Raw genomic sequence first — 24,147 nt, 5'->3', positions numbered from 1 at the left:
CTGGGGTAATCCGCCATGAAAGTGACTGGCAAAGGGCCTGCATTAATGCGGCTGAATAATCAAAAGCGGGTCATGGCGCAACTGCGCCAGCGCCGTATCACGTCGCGGCAGGACCTCGCGCACATCCTGGCAATCAGTAAAAATACCGTGTCGCAGATTATTGATGATCTGCTGGAACAGGATCTCGTGCAGGAGCTGGGAAAAGCCAGTGTCTCTGCGGCAGGTCGCCCTAAAATCCAGATTACCCTGCGTCCGGAAAAGCTGGTCAGCGCCGGCATAATGGTGGAAAAGAACCTGATCCACTGGCAGGTTTGCGATTATTTCTCTCAACCCCTGGCGGAACAAACCCTGCGGACAGATACCAGCCGACCGGGGCCACTGTTAGCGGAGGTGACCGCCTTATGTGAAAAACTCACCGAATCCTGGCCGGGCCTGCTGGGCATCGGGCTGGGCTTTCCTGGCGTCGTCGATCCCAGACGGGGCTGGATGCATTTATCTACCCATCTGGGCTGGCAGGACGTTGATCTGGCGAGCAACCTGCGTAAGCAGATCAGATTACCGATTCGCATTATGAATAACGTTAAAGCCGCTGCGCTGCTGTCTGTGCAACAACTCAACTTGCCCGCCGAAAGCGGGCATTTTTATTTACGAATTGCCGAAGGAATTGGCGGCGCACTGGTACAGCACGGTGTCGTTTTTACCGGCAACAGCTGGACGGCGGGCGAAGCCGGCCACCTCACTGTCCAGCCGAACGGGCCTCGCTGTAGCTGCAACCGTCAGGGTTGTCTGGAAGCCATGATCAGTAAACCTGCCATTAATCAACAGCTGGCCCAGCGTCAGCCGGGGCTGACCTGGCACAACCGCGACAGCGCGCCTAACGTGGTAAACGAAGTGATGCAACTGGCGGGAAACTATCTGGGTATCGCGCTCAGCCAGATCATGCTGTTGCTCAATCCGGCCAACATCATCATTGATTGCCCCTGGAGCGTCAGCCCAACATTTTGTCAGGCCGTACTTAATCAAACCCAGGCCAACAAGCTGGCATTCATTGCCGCTCACACTCAGGTACATTTTCTGACGTCGCACCTTGCACCGGCAACGGGACTGGCGCTGGCGATTATTGAACAACAAGAGCAGCGAACGGACTAAGGGCGCTCAGCGCTGGCGAAAGTCAGGGATAATCAGGTCACCCCGCATGACATAGGAGTCCAGTACGCTACGCGTCTGTTCAGTCAGTGCCTTAACGATGCGCGCTGCCATCGCGTCCATCGAGTACTCAATCGCCGGAATAGTCGGAATGCCGGGCAAGTTCAACGAGCCCGCCAGACTGAAGACCATAATGTCGTCGGGAACCTTTTTGTTGAACGCCTGCAACTGGGGAATGACTTTCTGCGCCTGTTGTTCATCCGCCACCAGCAATGCGCTGAAATTCAGCGTGGACGCGTTATTCAGCAACTCCTGAAGTGCTACCGAGGAGGATGTGGCGTCCATAAACACAAGGTTGCGGTTAAACGGCAGAAAGTTTTTTTCCAGCGCGTGTTTATAACCCAACAGAACCCGATCGGAAAATCCCATTCTGTCAGGATGAATCAGAGCAATCTGTCGGCGATTTTGGCTTATCAGGTAGTTGCAGGCGGTTTCGGCGGCAAAGGCGTGATCGAACTGAATGCAGTTAACGTCGTCCCCGGCTTCCAGACAATCCACCAGGATAACGTTTTTTTGATTCAGGTTCAGCGGGAAGCGCGCGCCGATAATCAACACATCGTCACACAACCCACAGGTCAGCTCATCAAGACAGGTCATCACTTCCATCCTGCTGTTCGCGAAACGGAGCAAGAGGTGTTTTTGGTGCTGGCTGAGGTGTTTTTCCAGCGCATAGAGGTAACCGGTGGTCTGGTTAATGTTGTCCTGTGCGCAAATTACGCCAATACAGCCGGTGGTTTGACTGAGTAATGACTGAGCGATCACGTTTGGACGATAACTGAGTTCATCCACCGCTTTTAATACCGCAACGCGGCTGGCTTCTTTTACACCGCGTGACCCACTCAACACGCGCGACACCGTGGCTTTTGACACACCCGCGAGACGCGATACATCGTTGATAGTAGACATTATTTTCCCCTGAAAACCCCGCTGAATCCCTGAAAAACGCCCTAATCCTGCGGCTCAAATAATCATCACCGGCAGTATAGCTTTTTCGTTTTTTCATGGAAACCGATTTTCCATTTCTTCTCAATTATCGACAATAACTTGAAATTACGTGATCTGAATCGTAAGAAAAATGTTTATTTAACGGGGATCATGATGCCTGTCACACTTCCGTTTGCATCAAATGGAAACCGGTTTCCGTATCATATCAAATCACGTCTGTAACACGTTTTATACGCAAAGGAGGGTTACTCATGATCAGGATTATGTTGTGTTGTTCAGCAGGAATGTCCACGAGTCTTTTAGTCCGCAAGATGGTCGACGTTGCGAACCAGCGCGGGCTGAGTGTGCAGATCGATGCCTGGGGCGTTTCCGAATTTGATGCGCAGTTTCCAAACTATCAGGTCGTTCTGCTCGGTCCGCAAGTGAAGTACATGTTAACCACGCTCTCAGAAAAAGCTGCCACCCACGGCATTCCTGTCCAGGCCATCAATATGACGGACTACGGCATGCAACGCGGTGACAAGGTGCTGGATTACGCTCTGTCGCTTATTGAAGCGGCACACTAGAAAGGTGTCATTATGAGTTCGTTATATCAGTCGATGGTGACGGTAATTGAACAGTCCATTACGCCACTCGCCGGAAAGTTAGGTCAGCAAAAGTATGTGATAGCGATTCGTGACGGCTTTACGGCGGCGCTACCGTTTATGATTATTGGATCGTTTATGTTGGTATTTATCTTCCCGCCGTTTTCAGCGGACACCACCAACAGCGTTGCCCGTGCCTGGCTGGACTTTTCCATCACTTATCGCCAACAGCTGATGCTGCCGTTTAATCTCAGCATGGGCGTTATGACCTTTTTTATCTCGGTCGGGATTGGTGCCAGCCTGGGCCGCCAGTTTAATCTGGACCCCATCATGTCGGGTTTGCTGGCATTTATGGCGTTTTTACTGGTGGCCGCGCCTTATGCGGATGAAAAGATCTCTACCCAGTATCTTTCCGGTCAGGGAATTTTTACTGCCTTGATTACCGCCATTTACGCCACCCGGGTTTATGCCTGGCTAAAACAAAATAATGTCACGATCCGCCTGCCGAAAGAAGTGCCTACCGGCGTGGCACGCTCCTTCGAGATTCTGATCCCGGTACTGGTGATTATCGCAACGTTACATCCGCTCAACCTGTTTATCGAAGCGCAAACCGGCATGATTATGCCACAGGCGATCATGCATTTGCTGGAGCCGCTGGTTTCGGCTTCGGACTCTTTGCCAGCCATTTTGCTTTCCGTCCTGCTGTGTCAGATTTTCTGGTTTGCCGGTATTCATGGTGCACTGATCGTCACCGGCATTATGAATCCCTTCTGGATGGCTAACCTCTCTGCTAACCAGGCCGCCCTGGCGGCGGGAGCCGCGCTGCCGCATGTCTATCTACAGGGGTTCTGGGATCACTACCTGCTGATTGGCGGAGTGGGCTCCACCTTACCGCTGGCCTTCTTACTGCTGCGTAGCCGGGTGCTACATTTACGCACCATTGGCAAAATGGGCGTGGTGCCCAGCTTTTTTAATATCAATGAGCCCATCCTGTTTGGTGCGCCGGTCATCATGAACCCGCTGCTGTTTATCCCCTTCGTCTGCGTTCCAATGATTAATGCCGTGCTGGCTTATACCGCCACGAAACTCGGCTGGATCGCCCAGGTGGTTTCGCTTACGCCATGGACCACGCCCGCCCCGATCGGTGCCTCCTGGGCCGCTAACTGGGCGCTAAGCCCGCTGGTGATGTGCCTGATTTGTATGCTGATGTCGGCGCTGATGTACTTACCCTTCCTGCGTGCCTATGAACGCAGCCTGATTAAAGCAGAAGAGAAAAAAATCAAGGATGCGCCCCCTGCAGGCCAACCCGTGCCCGGTCATCCACAGGCTTAAGGAGCCCATAAAATGAACTACCGTTTTCCTGAAAATTTCTGGTGGGGCAGCGCCAGCTCGGCGTTACAAGCCGAAGGGGACAGCCTGAATGGCGGTAAAAGCCCTACCACCTGGGATCGCTGGTTTGCACAACAGCCTCACCGTTTCCATCAAGGCATTGGCCCACAAGACACCTCGGGCTTTTATCAGCACTGGCAGCACGATATCGCATTACTAAAGCAGTTAGGGCACAACAGCTTTCGCACGTCGCTGAGCTGGGCGCGCCTGATGCCAGACGGCACTGACGCCGTGAATCCTGACGCCGTGACTTTTTATAACAAGGTCATCGATGCATTACTGGCGCAGGGCATTACACCGTTTATCACCCTGTTTCATTTTGATATGCCTCTGGCTATGCAGGACAAAGGCGGCTGGGAGAACCGTGAGGTTGTTGAAGCGTTTGGCCGCTATGCCCAGCGCTGTTTCGCGCTGTTCGGCCATAAGGTGAAACACTGGTTTACCTTCAATGAACCGATTGTGCCGGTCGAAGGTGGCTATCTGTACGATTTTCATTATCCCAACGTTGTGGACTTCAGACGAGCGGCTAACGTGGCCTTGCACACAGTCCTGGCACACGCGCTGGCAGTACGCGCCTGGCGTAACGGCGGCTACGACGGTGACATTGGTGTGGTGCTGAACCTCACGCCGTCCTATTCACGATCGGCGAATCCGGCCGATGTGCAAGCCGCACATCATGCTGACCTGTTGTTTAACCGCAGCTTTCTGGATCCGGTTCTGAAGGGAGAATATCCCGTGGATCTGCTGAGCTTACTGAGTCAGTACCACCAGCTTCCGCGCTGCCAGCCTGGCGACGCTGCGTTGATTGCCGACGGCATTATCGACCTTCTGGGCGTGAACTATTATCAGCCGCGCCGGGTGAAGTGTCGGGACAGCGCCGTCAATGCTGAAGCGCCCTTTATGCCGGAGTGGTTATTCGACCACTATGAAATGCCAGGCCGTCAGATGAATCCGTATCGTGGATGGGAAATTTACGCGCCCGGTATTTACGATATTCTGACTAACCTGCGGGTTAATTATGGAAACCCGCGCTGTTTTATTTCTGAAAATGGTATGGGCGTTGAGAATGAACAGCGATTTATTCAGAACGGTGAAATTCTGGATGATTATCGTATCGAATTTGTTTCCGAACATCTTAAATGGCTGCATAAAGGGATTCGCGAAGGCTGTCATTGCCTGGGTTATCATATGTGGACATTTATTGATAACTGGTCATGGCTAAACGGTTATAAAAATCGTTACGGTTTTGTGCAGTTAGATTTAGCCACGCAAAAACGTACGATTAAAAAGAGTGGCAAATGGTTTGCTGAGGTTGCCGAAAATAACGGTTTTAATTGAGAGCGACGATCATGATTGAACTTGAAAACGCGGTAATGACGATTATTGTCAATGCCGGGCATGCCCGCAGCCTGTGCTTTGAAGCCCTTCAGGCAGCACGAAAGGGTGACGTTGATGAGGCTAAAGCCCGGCTAAAGGAGGCCGACGACTATTCCCGCACCGCGCATCAAATGCAAACCCGATTAATAGAGCAGGATGCAGGTGAAGCCCGCCAGCCAATGACCTTAATTATGGTCCATGCTCAGGATCATTTAATGACCTCAATGCTGGCACGTGAACTGGCAGAAGAAATTGTTTATCTCTACCAACGTTAATAAAAAAACATGACAGGAGATCGGCTGAAAAACAAAAAACCTCTGGAAATAACATAATATAAAAATCAACTTGCCCTGGTCATCAATAAACCCGCGCAGGATGGTTATTGTCTGATCATTAACACACGTCGTTATTCGGGTTGAACATCATCAACCCGAATAACGCTGTGCAAACGAGATAGCCATGAATATTATTCGAAAACTTCCATTACCTCTGGCGGTGATAGCCGCGCTGTGCCCTGCCGTCGCCGCTGCACAGGAGTTTACGCAGGAACAGATCGACGCCATCGTCGCCAAAGCCGTTGATAAAGCCCTGGCCGAACGTCAGGCGAAAATGGATGCGGCCGTAGCGAAAAAAACGGACGTGGTGACCGACCCGCAAAGCCCGGCCCAGTCACCGGATATGGCAATCCCCTTTGGCGTCACGTTCAGCGGCTATGCGCGCTACGGTGCGCACTATCAAAGCGGCGATCAGAAATATGTAGCCGTGGACGGTTCTTATAACGGTGCCTCCGGCATTGGCCGTCTGGGCAATGAAGGCAACGGTGGCGAATTCCAGCTCTCCAAGGCGTTTAAAAGCCAAAGTGGTGCTATCTGGGATGTCAATGTGATGATCGATCACTGGGGCGACGAGGTGAATCTGAAAAAGGCCTATGCCGGCGTGACGAATGTGCTGGCATCAAATCCTGATGCCTACCTCTGGGCCGGACGGGACTTTCATCAGCGCCCGCAGCAGAACATCAATGATTATTTCTGGATGAACCATGATGGCCAGGGCGCGGGCGTGAAGAACTTCGATGTGGGCGGGATAAAATTTGACGTGGCCGCCGTCGCTGCCGTGGAATCCTGTAGCCCTGAAGTGCTCAGCGATGAGTCTAATCCCTCGCGCATCACCTGTACGGGAGGTTCAGGTACCGGGGATAAAGGCAACTACGCTGCCACCTCTAAAATTCACGGCATCAAGCTGGGCGCACTCGATCTGGAGCTGTACGCTAATTACGGTTTCGACTCTAAAGCCGTAGAGAGTGAAGACCGCCTGAAAGCCTGGCAGGGTGCGTTTGTACTGAGCCACACTAACGACCATGGCGTGAATAAAGTGATTGCCCGCTATTCTGACAATTCGGATAACAGCGTTTACAGCAAAACCGAGGGCCTCAGCACTGTGTATACCAGCTTTGAGGGTAAGCATCTGTTTAGCCCGCAGGCACAGGTCGAGTATTTGTTGGGTTATCACGACTACGATAACAGTCGGCTGAAAAGCGATAACCGGAAGAACTACGCCGCGATTGTCCGCCCAATGTATTTCTGGAATGACGTCCATTCCACCTGGCTGGAAGCCGGTTATCAGCGCGTTAACTACGATGAAGGCGGCAGTAACCATGGCTGGAAGCTGACTCTGTCGCAAAATATCGCCATTGCCATGGGGCCGGAGTTTCGTCCTATGCTGCGCTTCTATGTCACCGGGGGCAAAGTGGACAATGCGCGCACCGCTCGCGTGAACGGCAGGGAGAACGAAATACTGGACGATTTTAATCTGGGCGCGATGTGGGAAGCCTGGTTTTAGGCATAACCCGAACAGTGATCTCATCCTGCGGATGACAGACGCGCATTCTGTCTCCAACAACGATAACCCATTGCCGATCGGAGGTTCCCGTATAGGGCCGATCGGCATTGGCCCTTTGCAAACGGCATGTTGTCATCCCCTGTGGTCTGGCGGTCTCAGGTAAGGGCGGGAGATCAGGTCCACGGGCTGCGAGTTTAACCCCTGCCAGGCCAGCGCCCGGCACGCCCGATAAAACCTGACAATCGCGTTACGCTGCACGCTCGCCCTCAAAAACCCGTATGAACCTTGTCACAAAACACGCATTCCGTTTTTCCGTGTTTACCGGTGACCGTTTATCCCGCCATGTTGTTAAAGGCTTGTTACACATAGCCTCTGGTAATGGCTTAGGGTTATTGATGCACAGTACGCATTAGTCGATGAGTTTATTGCGCTTATTTACTTTATTTTCCTGATCCAGTCTTCAGCAACAGACGCGGCAAAAAGCGTCAATGATAAACTGGAGATACCGATGCATTCCTCGACTTCACCTATGACCACCCGCGCCCGAACCGGCGCCATATTACGTGTTACCTCAGGCAACTTTCTGGAGCAGTTCGACTTTTTCCTGTTCGGCTTTTATGCCACCTATATTGCTCACACCTTCTTTCCTGCGAGCAGTGAATTTGCCTCACTGATGATGACCTTTGCCGTGTTCGGCGCGGGCTTCCTGATGCGCCCCATTGGTGCTGTGGTGCTGGGCGCATACATTGATAAGGTCGGCCGACGTAAAGGTCTGATTGTTACCCTGTCAATTATGGCGGCGGGCACCTTCCTGATCGTCCTGATTCCGTCTTACCAAAGCATTGGGCTTTGGGCACCGATGCTGGTGTTAACCGGCCGCCTGTTACAGGGTTTCTCTGCCGGAGCCGAACTGGGCGGCGTTTCCGTTTATCTGGCTGAGATCGCCACGCCGGGCCGTAAAGGCTTTTACACCAGCTGGCAGTCCGGTAGCCAGCAGGTTGCCATTATGGTTGCCGCCGCGATGGGTTTTGCCCTGAATGCCGTGCTGGAAGAGAGCGCGATTCGTGAGTGGGGCTGGCGCATTCCGTTCCTGTTTGGCTGCATGATTGTGCCTTTCATTTTCTTTCTGCGCCGCAAGCTCGAAGAAACCCAGGAATTTAACGCCCGTCGTCATCACCTGGCGATGCGCGACGTGTTTAAAACCCTTCTGGCCAACTGGCAGGTTGTGATTGCCGGCATGCTGATGGTGGCGATGACCACCACCGCGTTCTATCTGATCACCGTTTATGCGCCTACTTTCGGCAAGAAAGTGCTGATGCTCAGCGCCTCGGACAGCCTGCTGGTTACGCTGCTGGTCGCCATCTCTAACTTTTTGTGGCTGCCGGTTGGCGGGGCGCTGTCTGACCGTTTTGGACGTAAACCCGTCCTGGTCAGCATGACGCTGATCGCGCTGGCGACCGCGTACCCTGCCCTGACGATGCTGGCTGCTGCCCCCAGCTTCTCCATGATGCTCACTGTCCTGCTGTGGCTGTCATTTATTTATGGCCTCTACAACGGCGCGATGATTCCGGCACTTACCGAGATCATGCCAGCTGAGGTGCGAGTAGCAGGCTTTTCACTGGCTTACAGCCTCGCGACCGCCATCTTTGGCGGATTCACGCCGGTGATTTCAACAGCGTTAATTGAGTACACCGGCGATAAAGCCTCTCCGGGTTACTGGATGAGCTTCGCTGCCGTCTGCGCCTTACTGGCAACGCTGTACCTGTACCGTCGCAGCACGGTCAATCTGCAAACCGCCGTTAAACATTGAGTCAGGGCTTACATAATGAAAATAATTTACCGTTCACTCCTTGCCACGTTGGTTCTTTCGTCGGTCAGCACCGCGGTGCTGGCAAAAGATGTGACCGTGATGATTTCTGGCGGCTTCAAAGCCGCGCTGGAAAAACTGACGCCTCAGTTTGAAGCGAAAAGTGGCGATAAAATTATTCTGGTGTCCGGGCCTTCCATGGGCAAAACCCCGCAGGCGATCCCCAACCGACTGGCGCGCGGGGAAAAAGCCGACGTGGTGATTATGGTGGGCGATGCACTCAGTCAGCTGGAAAAAGACCGGTGGATCAAACCAGGTTCACGCGTTGAGCTGGCCGACTCGCCGATCGGCATTGTGGTGAAGAAGGGAGATGCCAAACCCGATATCAAAACGGATGACACACTGCGTAAAACCCTGCTGAATGCTAAATCCATTGCCTATTCCGACAGCGCCAGCGGTCAATACGTTAGCAATCAGTTGTTTAAAAAGTTAGGCATTGAAGACAAGGTTAAAGGCAAAGCCCACGAGGTGGAGCGCATTCCGGTGGCGTCTGAAGTGGCAAAAGGCCACTATGCGCTGGGCTTCCAGCAGGTGAGTGAGCTCCTGCCGGTGCCGGGCGTGACCTTTGTAGGCGAACTGCCTGACGACGTGCAATACATCACCCGATTTGCCGGCGCCGTGCCAGCCAAAGCTGAGCATCCAGAGGAAGGCAAAGCGCTACTTGATTTCCTGGCGTCAGCTCCGGCTCAGGAAGTGGTCCATGCCACGGGCCTGCACTCGGTCAAAGCGCAGCAGCCTGCTAAGCAGAGTGATACCGTTCAGTAATTAGCTTTTCCAGTTCAGCGGCAATGTAGGACTGAATGCGTCCGCTGCGCCGGATCAGGCCAACGGTGCGTTTCACTACCGGATCGGTAAGCGGCAGATGAACCAGCACCGAATGGCCTGATGACGGCATCGACATCGCGGGAACGGCAGCAATGCCGATTCCCGCTTCAACCATCCCTAACATGGTTGTGACATGCCGGGTTTCGCAGATACTTGGACGCGCGGGAACGACATGGCCCAGCGCGGAATCAAGTAGGTTACGATTGCCTGAGGTTTTATCCAGCCCCACGTAATCCTGCTGATAAAACTCTTGCCACGTCAGACTTTTACGGCTGGCAAGAGGATGATCGTGCCGACAGGCAACCACGTAAACATCCTCAACCAGCGGTAAAAATTCGGCGTCAGGCGGCGGATTACCGGAGAAGCAAATGCCAAAATCTGCCTGACCGCTGGTGACGGCCTCTATGACGTTGCCTGCGCTACTGTCAATAATTTTGACACGCACTCTGGGATAGCGGGCCTGAAAGCGGCGGATCACATCCGGCATAAAGTAATAGGCAGCGGACGGCACTGTGGCCACCGTCACCAGGCCTGTTCTGTCCTGACTGACTTTACTGATATCCGCCATAACTTCTTCAAAATTGATCAGAAGCTGCTCTGAACGTGCGGCAAACGTCTGACCATAAAGCGTCAGCGTGACCCGGCGAGTGGTTCTGTCAAACAGCCTGATTCCCAGTGCCGTTTCCAGCTTCTCGATCCTGCGGCTCAGCGCCGACTGAGACAGGCAGATGGATTCCGCTGCAATACGGAAATTGCCATATTCGACCAATGCGCGAAACGCATAGAGATCGTTAAGATCGAAATTAACGGGCATAGCGGCTGACGTTCCTTTCAACGATGGAGAAGCAAAGACAGAGGGAACTCATAGTGCCTTATAGAATGGCGGCAAACAAAGTGAAATGTTGACGGGACGGGTAACAGAAAACGGCAGGTCAAAAGGGGGATCGCCCGTGCAAACAGGCGATCCGGCATAACAAAAACTACGCGACACGCGGTGACGCTGAACGAGACACGTTTCTGACCGCTTCCTCGGCTCGCGCTGAATTACTCTGAATGCTGGCTATCACCTCTCCGGCCTGACGCATCAAATTAACGCCGCGAGCCGTGTTTTTCAGGTTATTTTCGATATCTTCCAGCACCTTTTTGGCCAGCTGATTATTGCTGGACACCACGCGCCCTATCTCTTCGGTCGCTTCATTAATTCGGGCCGCCAGGGTCCGGACTTCAGCTGCCACAATGGCGAAACTGCGTCCGGACGTGCCGGCCCTGGCCGCCTCAATTGCCGCATTCAGGGCGATGAAACGCGTCTGCTCGGCGATGTTTCGAATGGTATGTACCATATCAGCAATACGATCCGACTGTCCGTTTAAGCCAAAGACATCTGCGGATACGCTGTTCATCTCTTTCGCAATTTCGGCCATCGTTCTGACGCTGTCTTCAATCACATCCGCGCCCGTTACCGAGCTTTCGCGGGTTTGCTGCGCCATCTTCCACGCGTGTTGAGCCGCCTCATTTTCCTGCTGGTTCTGCAATACCTGCTCGGTGACGTCACTGGCGAATTTGACAATCTTGTACATCCGCCCCTCTGCATCAAAAACCGGATTATAGGTTGCGCGCAGCCAGATAGTTTCGCCATTACGATTGAGCCGCGGATACTGCCCAGAGAAAAATTCTCCCTGATTCAGACGCTGCCAAAACTGCTGATATTCCTGGCTGTTACGCAGATCCTCAGAGCAGAACATCCGGTGATGCCTGCCCAGTACCTCGTCTGCCTTGTAGCCCGTTGCTTTGAGGAAGTTTTCATTTACCTCCAGCACTTCACCGGCTTTATTAAACGCGATGACCGCCATTGAACGGCTGATGGCCTGCACCAGCGCATCCTGCTGCTGTGCCTCACTGATACGCTCGGAGATATCTGCTGCCAGCTTAATCACCTTGATGACGCGGCCATGTTTGTCTTTTACTGACACATAGCTGGCTTCCAGCCAGACCGGATGGCTGTCTTTGCCCAGGCGCAGGTATTTACCACTAAAGCTCTTGCCGCTGGCAAGGCGCAGCCAGAACTGGCGGTACTCGGCTGAGTTCACCATTGATGGCGGGCAAAACATACTGTGGTGACGACCCACAATCTCTTTCGCGTCGTAACCCATCTTGCTCAGAAACAGGGCATTTGCGCGAAGAATGATGCCATCTGGGGTAAATTCGATGATCGGAACCGCATCGTCCAGTGCTCTGAGCGAATCGGCGGCGTGTTTATGCTGGTGTTTAGGAAAAACAGAAAATAGTTTTTTTAATATTGTCATTTTTATACTGCCATATTGAGTGGTCTGGATGAGTTATCGGCAGGATAAAGAACGGGCTTGAGACAATGGCGAATAAACAAGCAACAGATTGTGACAAGGTTAATAACTTCGATACAGGGCTGAATACCGGACGCAGCGCTGCCTGATGACCGCGTTAAAAGGGGAAAACTGTCATTGTGCTGAGAAACATGTGCACTTCAGGTCAATCGCGCTATCGGCGAAAGAAGACGTTCTCATCGTCAGCGATAAAAGCCCAAAAAAAAAGCTGCCATCAGGCAGCTCTTTCGCTTTGCTCAACATAACGCTGTTATTTATACAGCTCAGCAGTCATGTGAACACGATCGTTGGTATTGGCTTCGATGATTTTATACTGTGCGCCCTGCTGCTCAGCCTGGGCAGCAATTTTCGCTTCTGTGCCATCGAGCGTTGAACCGGTGGCGGTAACGGTTTGTGCAAAAGCGGAAGCTGACATCAGTGAGAGCGCAGCAACGGCGGCAAGTGAAAGTGTTTTCATGGTTTTCATAATCCTGTTCCTTATCTTGTAAGCGGGAAAGCGGTTCGCTTTCTATGGGGATAATGATAACCACTGTTATTAATACATAGTTAACAATAAGTGCCGTTATTGTGATCATGCTATCTATTGCACTGATAGCGCTTTGCTGCTTTTAGTTCTGCCGGATTGACTGAAGAACATGGGTAATGGTTGCCATAGCAGGTTTTAGAAAGCGGATGAGGGATGAGTTGCTTGTCATGGAGGCGTTGAGAAGGCGGTTAGCCGGGCACACTCAACGCAAAACAATTGATTGCGTGGTGCATTTAAAACGGGCGACACAACAAAAGCCGCCCGGGGGATCCGTCAGGCGGTGGTGTTGATATTGCGCCCTACCGCCGGGTTAGCAGGAAGCGCGGTGACGCCTTCAACCAGTGTCGTGATGGTATCTGCCTGTTGGTTCAGGGTTTTCTTTAACAGCGTCGCATTGGCTTCACCACGTGCCTGCCATTGCTCCAACCCTGCAGACAGCGTTGTGAGTTGCTGAATATCCATGCAGTTGCTCCTTATGTTGACTGAGCCCCGAATGGGGGTCACATAATACCGGCGACGGATTTCGCCAGTTGCGCATAAAGTATCGGCAATGATGAGATAAACTTGAGGATGGTCGGTGTTTTTTTAAGCACGACCTCTGGATGCCGACAGAACAATGATTCGCGCTAACCCTCAGACGGAAATGATACATGTCGTCAACTCTCGTCTCGTTTCATCCCACGCTCATGCCTTCCTGACCGCGCCCCGCGTCGAGTTAAGAACCCCTGTCGACCTTGCCTGTCTTCAACCCCGTCCCGGCAGCATCACCTCCACCAAAAGTCATCCTTATCCCAACGCGACCTGATGCGCAGAATTACTGCGATTCAACCAGTCAGGATTCTGCATAAATGAGAAGTATGTCTAATATTTCCAACAAAAAAACGCACAGTAACTTTACCAAAACATCAGTTTATGTAAACAATCTGAACGCCTGTTATCAGGCTTACCGATCCTAAAACAGAGGAACTAACCATGAAACTGAAAAAAGTTAGCAAGAAATCCACGAAAAAACTGGGCGGCGCAACCTGCGGCTAACCCATGCATATAAAAATCGGGGCCGGTCGTTTGCACCGGCCCTGCTGTCCGCGCTGAAGGAAAAAATGCCATGCAAAAAAATTATCAAACCTCACCCAAATTTGTTCATAACCTCTGGACCACTAACGAAGATGGTGAGCACTACCTTCGCTTCACGGGTGGGCTATACGAAGTAGAACAAGGGGATGCGCAAGATTTTTATAAAATACGTGGTTACTGCACCGGCCATAATACCATCGCTGACATTGCTAAAAAAACCAACGTTCCCGTTCAGCGCATTGAGGAGATGGTGACTTCTCTTAGCGATATTGGGATGCTCAGAAACGAAAAAAAACCGCACAATGAAGACATCCTTGAAAAAACAATTCAGGCATGTGAAATGTGGGCCGAGCAGGTTGAAGAAACGCATCTGTTCAATAAATTTCTTTATGGCGATACGCACCGTAACGTTCTGACAGGCTTCTTCATAGAAACCTGGCATTACATTAAGGCCTTTCCGGACATTATTAACGTCGCCATTAAGAGTACAGACAACCCTGAACTTCAGTCTGTACTGATGACTTATAAGCTACAGGAAACTGGCCACGAATCATTCATATTAGAAACTCTAATTAAATTAGGTATGAAGCAGGAAGAAGTTGAAAATGCCATTCCGCTCGTTTCAACACTGAATTTGATTAATATGATGAAGGCGCTGTTCATAACACATCCCTCGACGGTCTTTCTGATTGCAAAAGTGATCGAGTCTCACGATTTTGACGAGACTGAGGTGAAAAATGCCATTCAGGACATTAATAGCCATTACGATCTTCAGCCTGGAACTCTTGAACCTTTCTTCAAACACTCTCAAATTGATTATGAATTAGGCCATTCACGTCTTCTGGACGATCATCTGCATCTTGTTACCCTGGCTAACATGGAAGAAACGTCCTTCATACTGAATGCCCTACACGATATCAAGCATGCCATCGATCTTCAGTGCCTTGAAATTGAGGAGTATTATTCGAAAGAAGGTAACTATATTCCTCGGCAGCGGGTCGACTACTTCGGGATTTGACTATGTTTCCTGTCCTGCTCTCGGCGCTTACGTCAGGTGTTTCAATGGCAGTGTTTTTTACTGCCATCGCCTGGTTTATTGAGAGTAAATTCGGGTCGAGTTTGCTGGTCTCAACGGTCTTGTCATCGGGCTACATCATCACGTTCTTTGCACTGCCCTTCATTGGACATATAACGGATAAAACGACATGTAAGCGGATGCTGACGATTATGTATGTCCTGGGCGCCATCAACGCTCTGGCCTTTTTTTTAATCAATCCAGGCGAGCTCAGTGCCCTCCTTTCGTTTACGGTCATTTTGTTATCCACATCAGTATTTACGTTGATTCGCGCCTCTGATCAGGTCATTCGCGCCACCTATATGAAAAAGGTGTTGCCTGAGCAAAAGCTTTACCACGCGAACCGATTGTTGGAAATGGTCAGGCAGGGAATAACGTTTCTTTCAGGGGGCGTGGCGTTTTTTATCCTTCAGGACAAATCTATTCACAACGTGTGCTTGGTTATGCTTCTCTGCTTCACGCTGTCATTACTGATTAACGTTTTTATTCCGATGGATAATGTCAGCGGCGCTGAACCTGAAAGCCATAAAACGTTAAAAGGTGGCATGTATGTTAAAGGTTATGATTTCTTTCTGGGGGAACAAAAACGCGTTGTAGAACTGCTTTCTTTGTTTCCATATATCTGTGTGGTGTTTCTAAATGCCTTATATCCTGCGCTGTTTACACAGATCGGTGCCCCAGTGAGCGCATACGCGATTCTGGTGGTTCCTTACGGGCTGGGCGCAATTGCGGGTAGCATGTTAAATTCTCAGCGCTATCTGCCGACCCTGAAATCTGTATATCTGCTTTTTGGCACGGTGTTTACCCTGGGTTTACTGCTTCCTTTACTCTTTAAAACCCTCAGCGCCGTCTATGCGTGCCTTTTCCTTATCGCCTTCTGCCATTGCCACATCAGGGTAAGACGAAACACACTGATCATGACCCAGTCAGACAGCCAGGCGCTGGCTCGTATCCTCTCCTTTAACGAGATTGTATTTATCTGTCTCTCAACGGTATTAGGCCTGGGATTAAGCGTTATGGCCGATCGACTGGGATTCTGGCTGGCCTGGGAAAGTGTCATTGGTCTTAACATCGTGGTTCTGATGCTGATTACAGCGGTACGACGGGTTCCGACATCAACGATCGCCGTGAGTAATGCAACAGAAAATGGGCGCTAAAGGAAAACGGAGATCGGTGCCGAAGCCTGATCACATCAAGGCGTTAAGCGCCAATCGACTGCTCTGGCATGGCGCGCAGCCATGGCTGACAAAAGCGTTGAATCAGTATCTGTTTTAACTGAGACGTTGCCCTGTATTCTTAAACAAACATCGGTTCAAAACTCACCGGAAAATTCAGTGAATTTGCGATAAAACAGGCTTCGTGGGCGTGATGATGCAGTGCTTCGGCTCGGGCTACATCATCTTTATTACGCAGCGCCACTCTGGGTTTTAGCGTAATGCGGGTAAAATGGCCACGATCCCCTTCGACCATGGTGCCTTCAGCTGAATCCTCATAAGCGTCAATAATAATGCCGGCATCGGCGCAAAGATGTAGATACCACAGCTTATGGCAGGCCGATACTGACGCCAGCAAGAGCTCCTCTGGATTCCAGCGCGCGGCATCACCACGAAATGCCGGATCGGCACTAAGTGCGACCGTGGCTTTACCTTCACCGGACAGTTCGCCGTTTCGGTCATAGGCCGTGTAAGACTGCGTCCCGGCGCCGCGATTACCCGTCCAGCGCACGTTGACCTGATAATGATGCTCCCGTGTTGCCATTCGAGGCTCCTGTGAAAAGTGGTTATCGCTATTTGCGTTTATGGGCAACGGCCAGCATCGTGCGGCCCAGTTGGCGTTCGGCCTGGGCATAGTCACGCTGCGCGACGACAACGAACAGCGCGTCCAGGATATTTAACTGCGCGATGCGCGCAGCCGCGTTTTCACCGGTCAGCGGCGAGCCCTGGGCGGTCGAGCAGATAACGGTATCGGCAAGGTTAGCCAGTGGTGAACCAATGGAATTAGTAATGGCAATGACCGGGACGCCTTGCAGCTGCGCGGCCTTCACCGCTTCGATAATGTCTTTAGTGCGGCCGGAATGTGAAATGGCGACAACCACATCCTGTTCGTTCAGTAAGGCAGCCGACATCAACATCATATGCGGATCGTCGTAGGCGGCCGACCGCGTGCCGATACGCAAAAACTTATGCACCGCATCCCGCGCGATTTGCGCCGAGCCGCCGAAGCCGTAGAAGTCTCGCTGGCGGGCGTTTGCCAGCAGATCTGCGGCTTTTTCAAAGGCCGCCATATCCAGGATAGCCAGTGTTTCTTCAATAGCCTGAACAGAGGTGCGAAAGACCTTACTGACGATCTCACGCGTGGTATCGCTGGGAGAAAGCTCCTGATGCATTTCGGTGATGGGCAGGCGGTTATACAGGGCTGCTTTTATGCGTAACTCTTTGAAACCCTTGAAACCCAGCTTCTTTGCTGTCTTCACCACCATCGCCTCTGACATTTCGCAACGGCTGGCAATGGCTTTGATAGAGACATTCTCATCAAAATCGCTTGATAACACGGCGTGAACCAACCGGGCTTCAAGAGAAGTTAATGAGGCGATCATTAGTCGTAACCGGGGACCTATAGCACTGACATCATCAGCTCGATTACTCATGACATACCTTGTTGGATGATTATTTTTTAAATCTATCATGTCATGAGGTCCGATCGCCACGCCGCCCCATGGTCGGCATGGCGATGCATCAAAAGGGTTTACAAAACTTACGCCTTTCGTGTGACAGCAGACGCTTTATTGCGGAGCTTCCGCCGCTCAGAGAGCCACTCTTTAAGCACAACACCGCCCGATGCCACTATCAAAATCGCGCCCCACAACGCGAGCGTGATGAACTGGCTAAGATCGAGCAGAATCGAGGCGGTAGACACCAACTGCAGAATCAGCAGCGACAGAATCACGCCGCTGACCCGGCCAAATCCACCCAGCGGATCGACCCCGCCCAGCACCGCAGCCAGAATAGCGACCAGCAGGTAGCTTTCACCGTAGGCCGCATTCGCCGAGTCGAAACGCGCCATCATGATAATGCCCGCGATACCGGCAAATAAGCCCGAGATCAGATAAACCCATACCAGGCTTTTGCGCGTGTTAATGCCGGAATAATGGGCCGCTCTTTCATTGGAGCCGATCATGGCAATCGATTTGCCCAGTGGGGTTTTATTGACGAAAATGCTTAACGGAATAATCGCCAGTGCAAAAATGATGAGTGCAAAAGGGATGCCAAACACCGTACCGTTGCCGATAAACACAATCGGCGCCGGAAAGCCGGAAATCACATCGCCATGGCTGAATCCGATGGCAATACCCTTCACCGCCGTCATCGTGCCCAGCGTCGCCAGCATCGGCGGCACGCGCAGGTAGGCCACCAGCACGCCATTCAGCAAACCCACCAGCGCTGACAACACCAGGCCCAGCAGCAGTGCGCCAATTTGTAGCAGATCCCCTGATGCTCCCTGCATTTCAGGCATGAAGGTGGTCAAGGTGTAGGCGACCGTTAACGCGCACAAGTTGGCGGTGGCGATGATCGAAAGATCGATACCGCCGGAAAGCATAGGAATCATCATGGCGAGTGCAAGAAATCCCAGTTCCGGCAGCTGGAAGCCCATCGATCGCAAACCTGCCGCCGCAAACAGTTTGTCGCCTTCAAGCAGCCCAAGACCGATCACCATAACTATCAGAATAAACAGCAGCCGGACGTTGGTGGTTCCCAGCCGTTTTTCCACCTGCTCCAACACGTTGCCAGTCTGCTTCATGATATTGCTCCTTCATCGACGAGCTTGTTCTGTTTGCGGGTTTCTCTGGCCATCATGATCATAGCGGCGATGATCACCAGGCCGGTGCTGAACAACGACCAGTAAGATGAAACACCCAGCAGGATCAGGCCATTCTGCATCACTGCAATCAGCACCACGCCCAGTACGGTGCCCAGAACGGTTCCCTTACCGCCGGTCAGGCTGGCACCGCCGATGACCACCGCCGCTACCACGTCCAGTTCCCTGCCAACCAGTGCCGTCGGGGAAACCGACTGGGCAAGTTGTGCCTGAACCAGCGACGCCAGACCAGCCAGCGCCCCCATGTAGCCATAAACCAGCATATTCAGTTTGAACACGTTGAAGCCTACGCGTTGCGCGGCATCCGGGTTGCCACCGGTGGCATAGATTTGTCGGCCGGTGTTACTTCGGTTGAGCAGCAGCCACGTCAACACAAACGCCAGAACCAGAGCGATAATCTGGAAGTTCAGCGCATAGGTAGCCCCTTGCGCATCGGTATAGAACACCAGTTCAAACCCGGCGTTAAACCAGTCCGGCAGCATGAAAATGTCCTGGCCGCTGGTCACCGTCAGCAGAATGCCGAAGAAAACGTTTAGCGTTGCAATGGTGATAATCAGCGCGGAGGTCCGCAGCACGTTAACCAGCACGCCATTGATAAAACCCAGTACGATGCCCAGGCCGATAGCAACGGCAAAAATGCCCACCCAGCCCAGCCCCATATTGTTCGCTAAGGTCAGGGCGACATACTGGGTAATGGAGGCGGTGGCCGCAAAAGAGAGATCGATGCCGCCGGTAATAATCACCACCAGCAGGCCCGCAGCCATGATGCCAATAAAGGCTGTTGCGCCTGAAACGTCCAGGAGGTTTTGTAAGGTTGCGAACTCCGTGGTGAATACGGTCAGGAACACAATCATCAGGGTCATTACCGCCAGCAGGCGGCATTCGTGGGTGTGAATAAAACGCGGGAGGAAATCACGCATTTACTGCCTCCTTTAATTCTTCTTCGCTGCAGCGGCCAGGGAAGTATTCCCCATTAAGCCTGCCGCCGCGCATCACTAACACCCGATCGCTGTGATAATAAATCTCGGGAATCTCATCGGAAATCATAATGATGGCGATACCGCTGGCGGCCAGTTTCCGCACGATGGCGTAAATACCGTCTTTGGCATGAATATCGACGCCCACGGTAGGGCTGTCCAGGATCAGCAGTTTGGGTTGCGTCGCCAGCCATTTTGCCAGCACCACCCGCTGCTGGTTGCCGCCTGACAGGGTTTTGACTTTGTTGTCGGGATTACCGGCTTTGATAGACAGGGAGGCAATCGCGTCGTTGACCGTTTGCTCATACAGGTCGTCACGAATGAGTCCGGCTTTGTTCACCAGCTTCTCCACTACAGAAAGCGTAATGTTAGCGCTAATGGACTGCTCCAGTACCAGGCCCAGTCCCAGACGATCTTCTGACAGATAGGCAATGCCGTGTTCAATAGCATCGCGGTTAGATCGCATTTGTACGGCATGACCGTGGAGTTTTATTTCGCCCTGATGTGGGCGCGTCAGACCAAACAGGCTCAGCGCTAATTCGGTGCGTCCCGACCCCAACAGGCCGGTGAGACCGAGAATTTCGCCACGACGGATATCAAACGAAATATCCCGATACTCACCTTTACGGGACAAGTTGCTGACTTCGAGCACCGTTTCGGTTTGCGGTCTGTCTTTGGCAACGGATTCATAATGGAACTCTTTACCCGTCATCAGCGTGGCCAGTTTACGGTCTGACATCTCACGGGCATCAAAGGTGCCCAGCTTCACGCCATCGCGCATCACGGTCACGCGATCGGCAATTTCCAGCACTTCATCCAGACGATGGCTGACAAAAACAATCGTGATGCCGCGCTGTTTAAGCTGCATGGTGAGCTTCAGTAAGGCGTCCACTTCATGGCGCGTCAGGGAGGAGGTGGGTTCATCCATAATCACCAGCCGGGCATTCGCCGCCATCGCCCGGCAAATTGCCACCAGCTGACGCTGAGCAATAGAGATATCAGCCACTTTGTCATTCAGGTCGAGCGAAACGCCAATGCGCGCAACCGCTTCGGCCGCTATCTCATAAATCTTTTTCCAGTTAACCCGTTTAAAGCGGCCGGTATGCTGACCGATGGCAATGTTCTCCGCCACGGTTAAATTAGGGAACAGAGACAGGTCCTGATAGATCACCTGCACGCCCAGACGGGTACTTTCTACTGGCGTTAGCGGCGAAACCTCATTTCCGCTAATCGTAATACGGCCACCCGGCTCGGGCTGATGTACGCCAGACATCACTTTGATCAACGTCGACTTACCGCAGCCATTCTGTCCGCACAGACAATGTACCTCGCCCTCTTCAAGCGTGAGGCTGACATCTGAAAGTGCATGCACGCCGCCGAATATTTTCGATATGCCATCGAGTTGTAAAAATGCAGGCATAGCACTATCCCTTACCTAATCAGAATACGGGGAACTGGCCGGGTTCTGTTGAACCTGGCCAGCATCAGCATTGATGGTGAGAATTACAGACCGAGTTTGACGAGATCGTTAACGTTGGCTTTGGTGATCTGAAGGATGCGGTCCACCATGATCACCTTGTTTTCGTTATCCACAGTGGCTTCCCCCAAACCCGGAATGGTCATGCCGGTTTTGAATTCCGCATTATCCAGCGCGAGGCGGGCCACATCCGTCATGGCCAGCCCGGCTTCTTTCGGACTCCACAGGAAACCTTCGCGAATCACACCAGACATAATGTATGCCCGCGCCTGGGAGGGAATAGTGGTCCCCACCAGGGCGATTTTTTTCTCCAGATGACGTTTTTTCAGCACGTTACCTGCACCGATCGGACCGTTCGAGCCCATCGACATAATGCCCGTCACGTTCGGATGTGCTTTCAGGATATCCTGCGTAACCCGCTCGGATTCATCGATAAAGTCCGCGCCAGGAAAGCGGTCGGCGGCCAGTTTCATATTCGGGTAGTGCTCTTTTTGGTAGGCGATAGCGGCATCGGCCCACTGATTGTGACCCGTGGTCGTCAATGTGCCGACCAGCACGACGTATTCCCCTTTTTCACCCATCTCGCGCGCCAGGGCTTTCATCTGTGCTTCGCCGTAAGCTTTCGCGCTCATGAGCTCCACATCCCAGGTTTTGCCTTCCTGGTTTGGACCTTCCTGGGTGATCACCATGATGCCCGCATCACGCGCACGCTTCACGACCTGCGCTGTGACTTTGGTATCCAACGGAACCAAACCAATCACATCAACTTTTTTGGCAATTAAATCTTCAATCAGCTTCACCTGCTGCGCAGGATCGGCTCGCGTGGGTCCCACCATTGAGGTTTTAAGATTGTTTTTTTCGCCGCCCTCTTTTAATCCCTGATTAAGGATATTGAACCAGGGCACACCGGCTTCTTTCACCACGGTCACCATGGTTTTGGTTTCGGAGGCCAGTGCGGACATGGGAAAGGCTAAACTTACTGAGACGGATAACAGCGTAGAGATGCTTAACAGTTTAATTATATTGCGGCGATTCATTTTGCTACCCCTGGTTATCATTAACATGATGAAATCTTCTCTTGTCAGAAATTGATATAAAGCGTCCGCTGCTAGCAATGACGACAGCAAATAAATAATCAACCCTGAAAAGTGGGTATTCGTAGTAATAAAAAGAGAAAATAAACCTTTCTACCGGTTAAGGGTTTTTCCCGTTTTCCAAAACAAACCGCATAATTGTCCTGGTACACTCAAGAATTTACTTAAATGAACAATAAAGTAAATTACCTGCCACCAATAAAGATTCCTTCTTTGATAAAGCTCACACATTTCATTAACAAAATCGCGGCAGCGATCAAACTGAATCGTGGATCTGGGCTTCTTCATGCTGGCTTTCCTGCGCGTTAAGGTAGCCGAGCGTGATGCTGAAGCAGGCCCGTTCCCCTCCGGCCAGTGACCGCACATTCCCGGCACGCTTTTCTGCCAGATAACCTTCAACGCCGCAGGTCGCCGGCATCGCGAAGGCGCACACCTTCTGCATGTTATTCGCCAGAATCCAGCGCGTCAGAAACGGGAAGTGTTCCGGGTTATAGTTCACCGTAAAGGCATCACCTTCCGGCCGCCTGAGCATGACATGGACCTGACCATCCTCGGCTTTACGCAGATTTTTGATGTAGAAAACCAGTTCGGGATCGGGCTGCAACTCAGCGTTAAGCACTTCGGTGCTGGCGGGATCGTGCCTGAGTTGCTCAAGCCTTGCCAGATAGGCATCATTCGCTTTCACGATGGCCGGTACTGACGAACGGATCACCGTGTCGGCCGCCGTAAAGGCCGCAGGCTGAATGATGCGAGCGCCTTCGACATAGGCAAAGTTAGCATGGCACATGTACATCAGATCCATGGGATTGCGCGACAGGTTCTCTACCTCCATGCACACTTCAAAGGTCGCGCTGTCCGGACGGATAACCACCCGCGGCTGGGCCAGATAATGGTCACCAAATCCCATCAGGTATTCACGCTCACTCACCAGCGCCAGCCACGGCCCCTGCGCATCCTCGCCCGTTTCAATACGTGCCCGCTGCATAGGTGCAACAGGCATTTCACCGTGCAGAGCGTGCGTGTCTTCCGCTGTGGGGTTACCGTTGCGCAGCAGCCCTGAGTGATACATAAAGCAGCCGTAGGTGCCGACAATATCGCTGGCAGGACGTGGCTCGGTAAAACGGCTTTGCATTGTCAGGTCAACGCCATCAAACATGGCCTGCCAGATCATCTGACCAAAATAAGGAAGCACCACCAGATGACCTCGGGCGTTTTTCAGCCGCACGGCTTCGATTCCTGATTCATAGGTAAATAACGTCGCGCTGCACCCCGCTGCCTTGACGATCTCTACGGGTTGGGTATGGAAAAATGCCTTCTGGAGCTGGAAGGTGGTCGGTAACAGTGTGTGTTGCATAACTGGCCTCAAAATTTACTGATTATTGTTTTTTAGTAAACCCATCCATCTTGTGATCGCGCACAGTTTATTTCAATGGGGGTTTTTCTATTTTCGGAATGTCAGCCGCTGGAGAAGCCTTCCTGCGCCGTTGAAAACAGAGGGAAAATGAATAAGGGTCGTAATGAATCTTAATACTATAATATTGAGATATTTATCACAGATTATTTTTATTATTGGCAGATGCCAATAATATGGGGAGAGGGGTTATTAATCTCTGCCCTTATTATTTTAATAAGGGCAGTCTCCTGTGCGATTGGGAA

22 protein-coding genes are annotated in these 24,147 nt (G+C 52.0%); 10 read left to right on the top strand and 12 right to left on the bottom strand.

Translation table 11 applies throughout. The annotated features are described in order from the left end of the window. The first annotated feature begins 15 nt into the window (after positions 1 to 15). On the top strand, positions 16 to 1,149 hold the full coding sequence (locus ACPXSQ_RS19090) for an ROK family transcriptional regulator (protein ID WP_013023974.1): 1,134 nt from the start codon (positions 16 to 18) through the stop codon (positions 1,147 to 1,149). Between the two features lie 6 nt (positions 1,150 to 1,155). Here ACPXSQ_RS19090 and ACPXSQ_RS19085 read toward each other — a convergent pair whose 3' ends face one another. Then, positions 1,156 to 2,112: a LacI family DNA-binding transcriptional regulator gene (locus tag ACPXSQ_RS19085; RefSeq protein WP_014604710.1), complete on the bottom strand. Its 957-nt coding sequence runs from the start codon at positions 2,110 to 2,112 to the stop codon at positions 1,156 to 1,158. A 290-nt stretch (positions 2,113 to 2,402) separates the two neighbouring features. Between ACPXSQ_RS19085 and ACPXSQ_RS19080 the strand changes: the two genes are divergently transcribed. From ACPXSQ_RS19080 to ACPXSQ_RS19050, 7 genes are all read left to right on the top strand, one after another. Further along, positions 2,403 to 2,717, top strand: a complete 315-nt coding sequence (locus ACPXSQ_RS19080; RefSeq protein WP_013023972.1) for a PTS sugar transporter subunit IIB — start codon at positions 2,403 to 2,405, stop codon at positions 2,715 to 2,717. Between the two features lie 12 nt (positions 2,718 to 2,729). Then, entirely contained in the window at positions 2,730 to 4,067 is a 1,338-nt protein-coding gene (locus tag ACPXSQ_RS19075) for a PTS cellobiose transporter subunit IIC (protein WP_013023971.1), read from the top strand. Between the two features lie 12 nt (positions 4,068 to 4,079). Then, on the top strand, positions 4,080 to 5,462 hold the full coding sequence (locus ACPXSQ_RS19070) for a glycoside hydrolase family 1 protein (protein WP_019104660.1): 1,383 nt from the start codon (positions 4,080 to 4,082) through the stop codon (positions 5,460 to 5,462). Between the two features lie 11 nt (positions 5,463 to 5,473). Continuing rightward, positions 5,474 to 5,776 carry a PTS lactose/cellobiose transporter subunit IIA gene (locus ACPXSQ_RS19065; RefSeq protein WP_110286910.1) on the top strand — a complete coding sequence of 101 codons (303 nt, stop codon included), beginning with the start codon at positions 5,474 to 5,476 and terminating at the stop codon, positions 5,774 to 5,776. A 184-nt stretch (positions 5,777 to 5,960) separates the two neighbouring features. Beyond that, entirely contained in the window at positions 5,961 to 7,340 is a 1,380-nt protein-coding gene (locus ACPXSQ_RS19060; RefSeq protein ID WP_013023968.1) for a carbohydrate porin, read from the top strand. Between the two features lie 508 nt (positions 7,341 to 7,848). Further along, positions 7,849 to 9,150 (top strand): MFS transporter, encoded by a 1,302-nt coding sequence (locus ACPXSQ_RS19055; protein ID WP_014594947.1) that lies wholly within the window; start codon positions 7,849 to 7,851, stop codon positions 9,148 to 9,150. 15 nt (positions 9,151 to 9,165) lie between these two features. Further along, positions 9,166 to 9,972: a substrate-binding domain-containing protein gene (locus tag ACPXSQ_RS19050; RefSeq protein ID WP_014594946.1), complete on the top strand. Its 807-nt coding sequence runs from the start codon at positions 9,166 to 9,168 to the stop codon at positions 9,970 to 9,972. Here the strand turns inward: ACPXSQ_RS19050 and ACPXSQ_RS19045 are convergent. The 4 genes from ACPXSQ_RS19045 to ACPXSQ_RS19030 form a co-directional block, all read right to left on the bottom strand. Then, on the bottom strand, positions 9,947 to 10,846 hold the full coding sequence (locus tag ACPXSQ_RS19045) for a LysR family transcriptional regulator (protein WP_110286911.1): 900 nt from the start codon (positions 10,844 to 10,846) through the stop codon (positions 9,947 to 9,949). The genes ACPXSQ_RS19050 and ACPXSQ_RS19045 overlap by 26 nt on opposite strands. A 166-nt stretch (positions 10,847 to 11,012) precedes the next feature. Further along, positions 11,013 to 12,335, bottom strand: a complete 1,323-nt coding sequence (locus ACPXSQ_RS19040) for a methyl-accepting chemotaxis protein (RefSeq protein WP_014604713.1) — start codon at positions 12,333 to 12,335, stop codon at positions 11,013 to 11,015. 307 nt (positions 12,336 to 12,642) lie between these two features. Further along, positions 12,643 to 12,858, bottom strand: a complete 216-nt coding sequence (locus ACPXSQ_RS19035; RefSeq protein WP_013023962.1) for a YdgH/BhsA/McbA-like domain containing protein — start codon at positions 12,856 to 12,858, stop codon at positions 12,643 to 12,645. Between the two features lie 333 nt (positions 12,859 to 13,191). Further along, positions 13,192 to 13,380 carry a YjfB family protein gene (locus ACPXSQ_RS19030; RefSeq protein WP_014332946.1) on the bottom strand — a complete coding sequence of 63 codons (189 nt, stop codon included), beginning with the start codon at positions 13,378 to 13,380 and terminating at the stop codon, positions 13,192 to 13,194. Positions 13,381 to 14,023: 643 nt separating this feature from the next. Between ACPXSQ_RS19030 and ACPXSQ_RS19025 the strand changes: the two genes are divergently transcribed. Both ACPXSQ_RS19025 and ACPXSQ_RS19020 read left to right on the top strand, forming a co-directional pair. After that, complete coding sequence (locus ACPXSQ_RS19025) at positions 14,024 to 15,010, top strand: iron-containing redox enzyme family protein (RefSeq protein WP_028716104.1); 987 nt, start codon at positions 14,024 to 14,026, stop codon at positions 15,008 to 15,010. 44 nt (positions 15,011 to 15,054) lie between these two features. Continuing rightward, positions 15,055 to 16,224, top strand: coding sequence for a hypothetical protein (locus ACPXSQ_RS19020; protein ID WP_110286912.1), 1,170 nt, complete (start codon positions 15,055 to 15,057; stop codon positions 16,222 to 16,224). A 139-nt stretch (positions 16,225 to 16,363) separates the two neighbouring features. Here the strand turns inward: ACPXSQ_RS19020 and ACPXSQ_RS19015 are convergent, their stop codons facing one another. The 7 genes from ACPXSQ_RS19015 to ACPXSQ_RS18985 form a co-directional block, all read right to left on the bottom strand. Next, positions 16,364 to 16,825, bottom strand: coding sequence for an OsmC family protein (locus ACPXSQ_RS19015; RefSeq protein ID WP_014332948.1), 462 nt, complete (start codon positions 16,823 to 16,825; stop codon positions 16,364 to 16,366). A gap of 28 nt (positions 16,826 to 16,853) precedes the next feature. Continuing rightward, positions 16,854 to 17,753: a MurR/RpiR family transcriptional regulator gene (locus ACPXSQ_RS19010; RefSeq protein ID WP_014594942.1), complete on the bottom strand. Its 900-nt coding sequence runs from the start codon at positions 17,751 to 17,753 to the stop codon at positions 16,854 to 16,856. A gap of 68 nt (positions 17,754 to 17,821) precedes the next feature. Further along, the gene (locus ACPXSQ_RS19005) at positions 17,822 to 18,865 is read right to left on the bottom strand and encodes an ABC transporter permease (RefSeq protein WP_072136237.1); all 1,044 of its coding nucleotides are present in this window, start codon (positions 18,863 to 18,865) and stop codon (positions 17,822 to 17,824) included. Further along, on the bottom strand, positions 18,862 to 19,863 hold the full coding sequence (locus ACPXSQ_RS19000) for an ABC transporter permease (protein ID WP_014332951.1): 1,002 nt from the start codon (positions 19,861 to 19,863) through the stop codon (positions 18,862 to 18,864). The genes ACPXSQ_RS19005 and ACPXSQ_RS19000 overlap by 4 nt, the downstream gene beginning before the upstream one ends. Then, entirely contained in the window at positions 19,856 to 21,340 is a 1,485-nt protein-coding gene (locus tag ACPXSQ_RS18995; protein WP_426144239.1) for a sugar ABC transporter ATP-binding protein, read from the bottom strand. The genes ACPXSQ_RS19000 and ACPXSQ_RS18995 overlap by 8 nt, the downstream gene beginning before the upstream one ends. An 83-nt stretch (positions 21,341 to 21,423) precedes the next feature. After that, positions 21,424 to 22,434 (bottom strand): autoinducer 2 ABC transporter substrate-binding protein, encoded by a 1,011-nt coding sequence (locus ACPXSQ_RS18990; protein ID WP_014332953.1) that lies wholly within the window; start codon positions 22,432 to 22,434, stop codon positions 21,424 to 21,426. A 313-nt stretch (positions 22,435 to 22,747) separates the two neighbouring features. Next, a complete protein-coding gene (locus ACPXSQ_RS18985; RefSeq protein WP_210451117.1) occupies positions 22,748 to 23,845 on the bottom strand; it encodes an aldose 1-epimerase family protein in 1,098 nt (365 codons plus the stop codon). Positions 23,846 to 24,147: the final 302 nt, after the last annotated feature.

It is taken from the genome of Pantoea sp. EEL5 (assembly GCF_049892805.1).
Taxonomy (GTDB): domain Bacteria; phylum Pseudomonadota; class Gammaproteobacteria; order Enterobacterales; family Enterobacteriaceae; genus Pantoea; species Pantoea ananatis.
The sequence above is the reverse complement of the archived record's forward strand: the minus strand, read 5'-3'. Positions and strand labels throughout refer to the sequence as shown.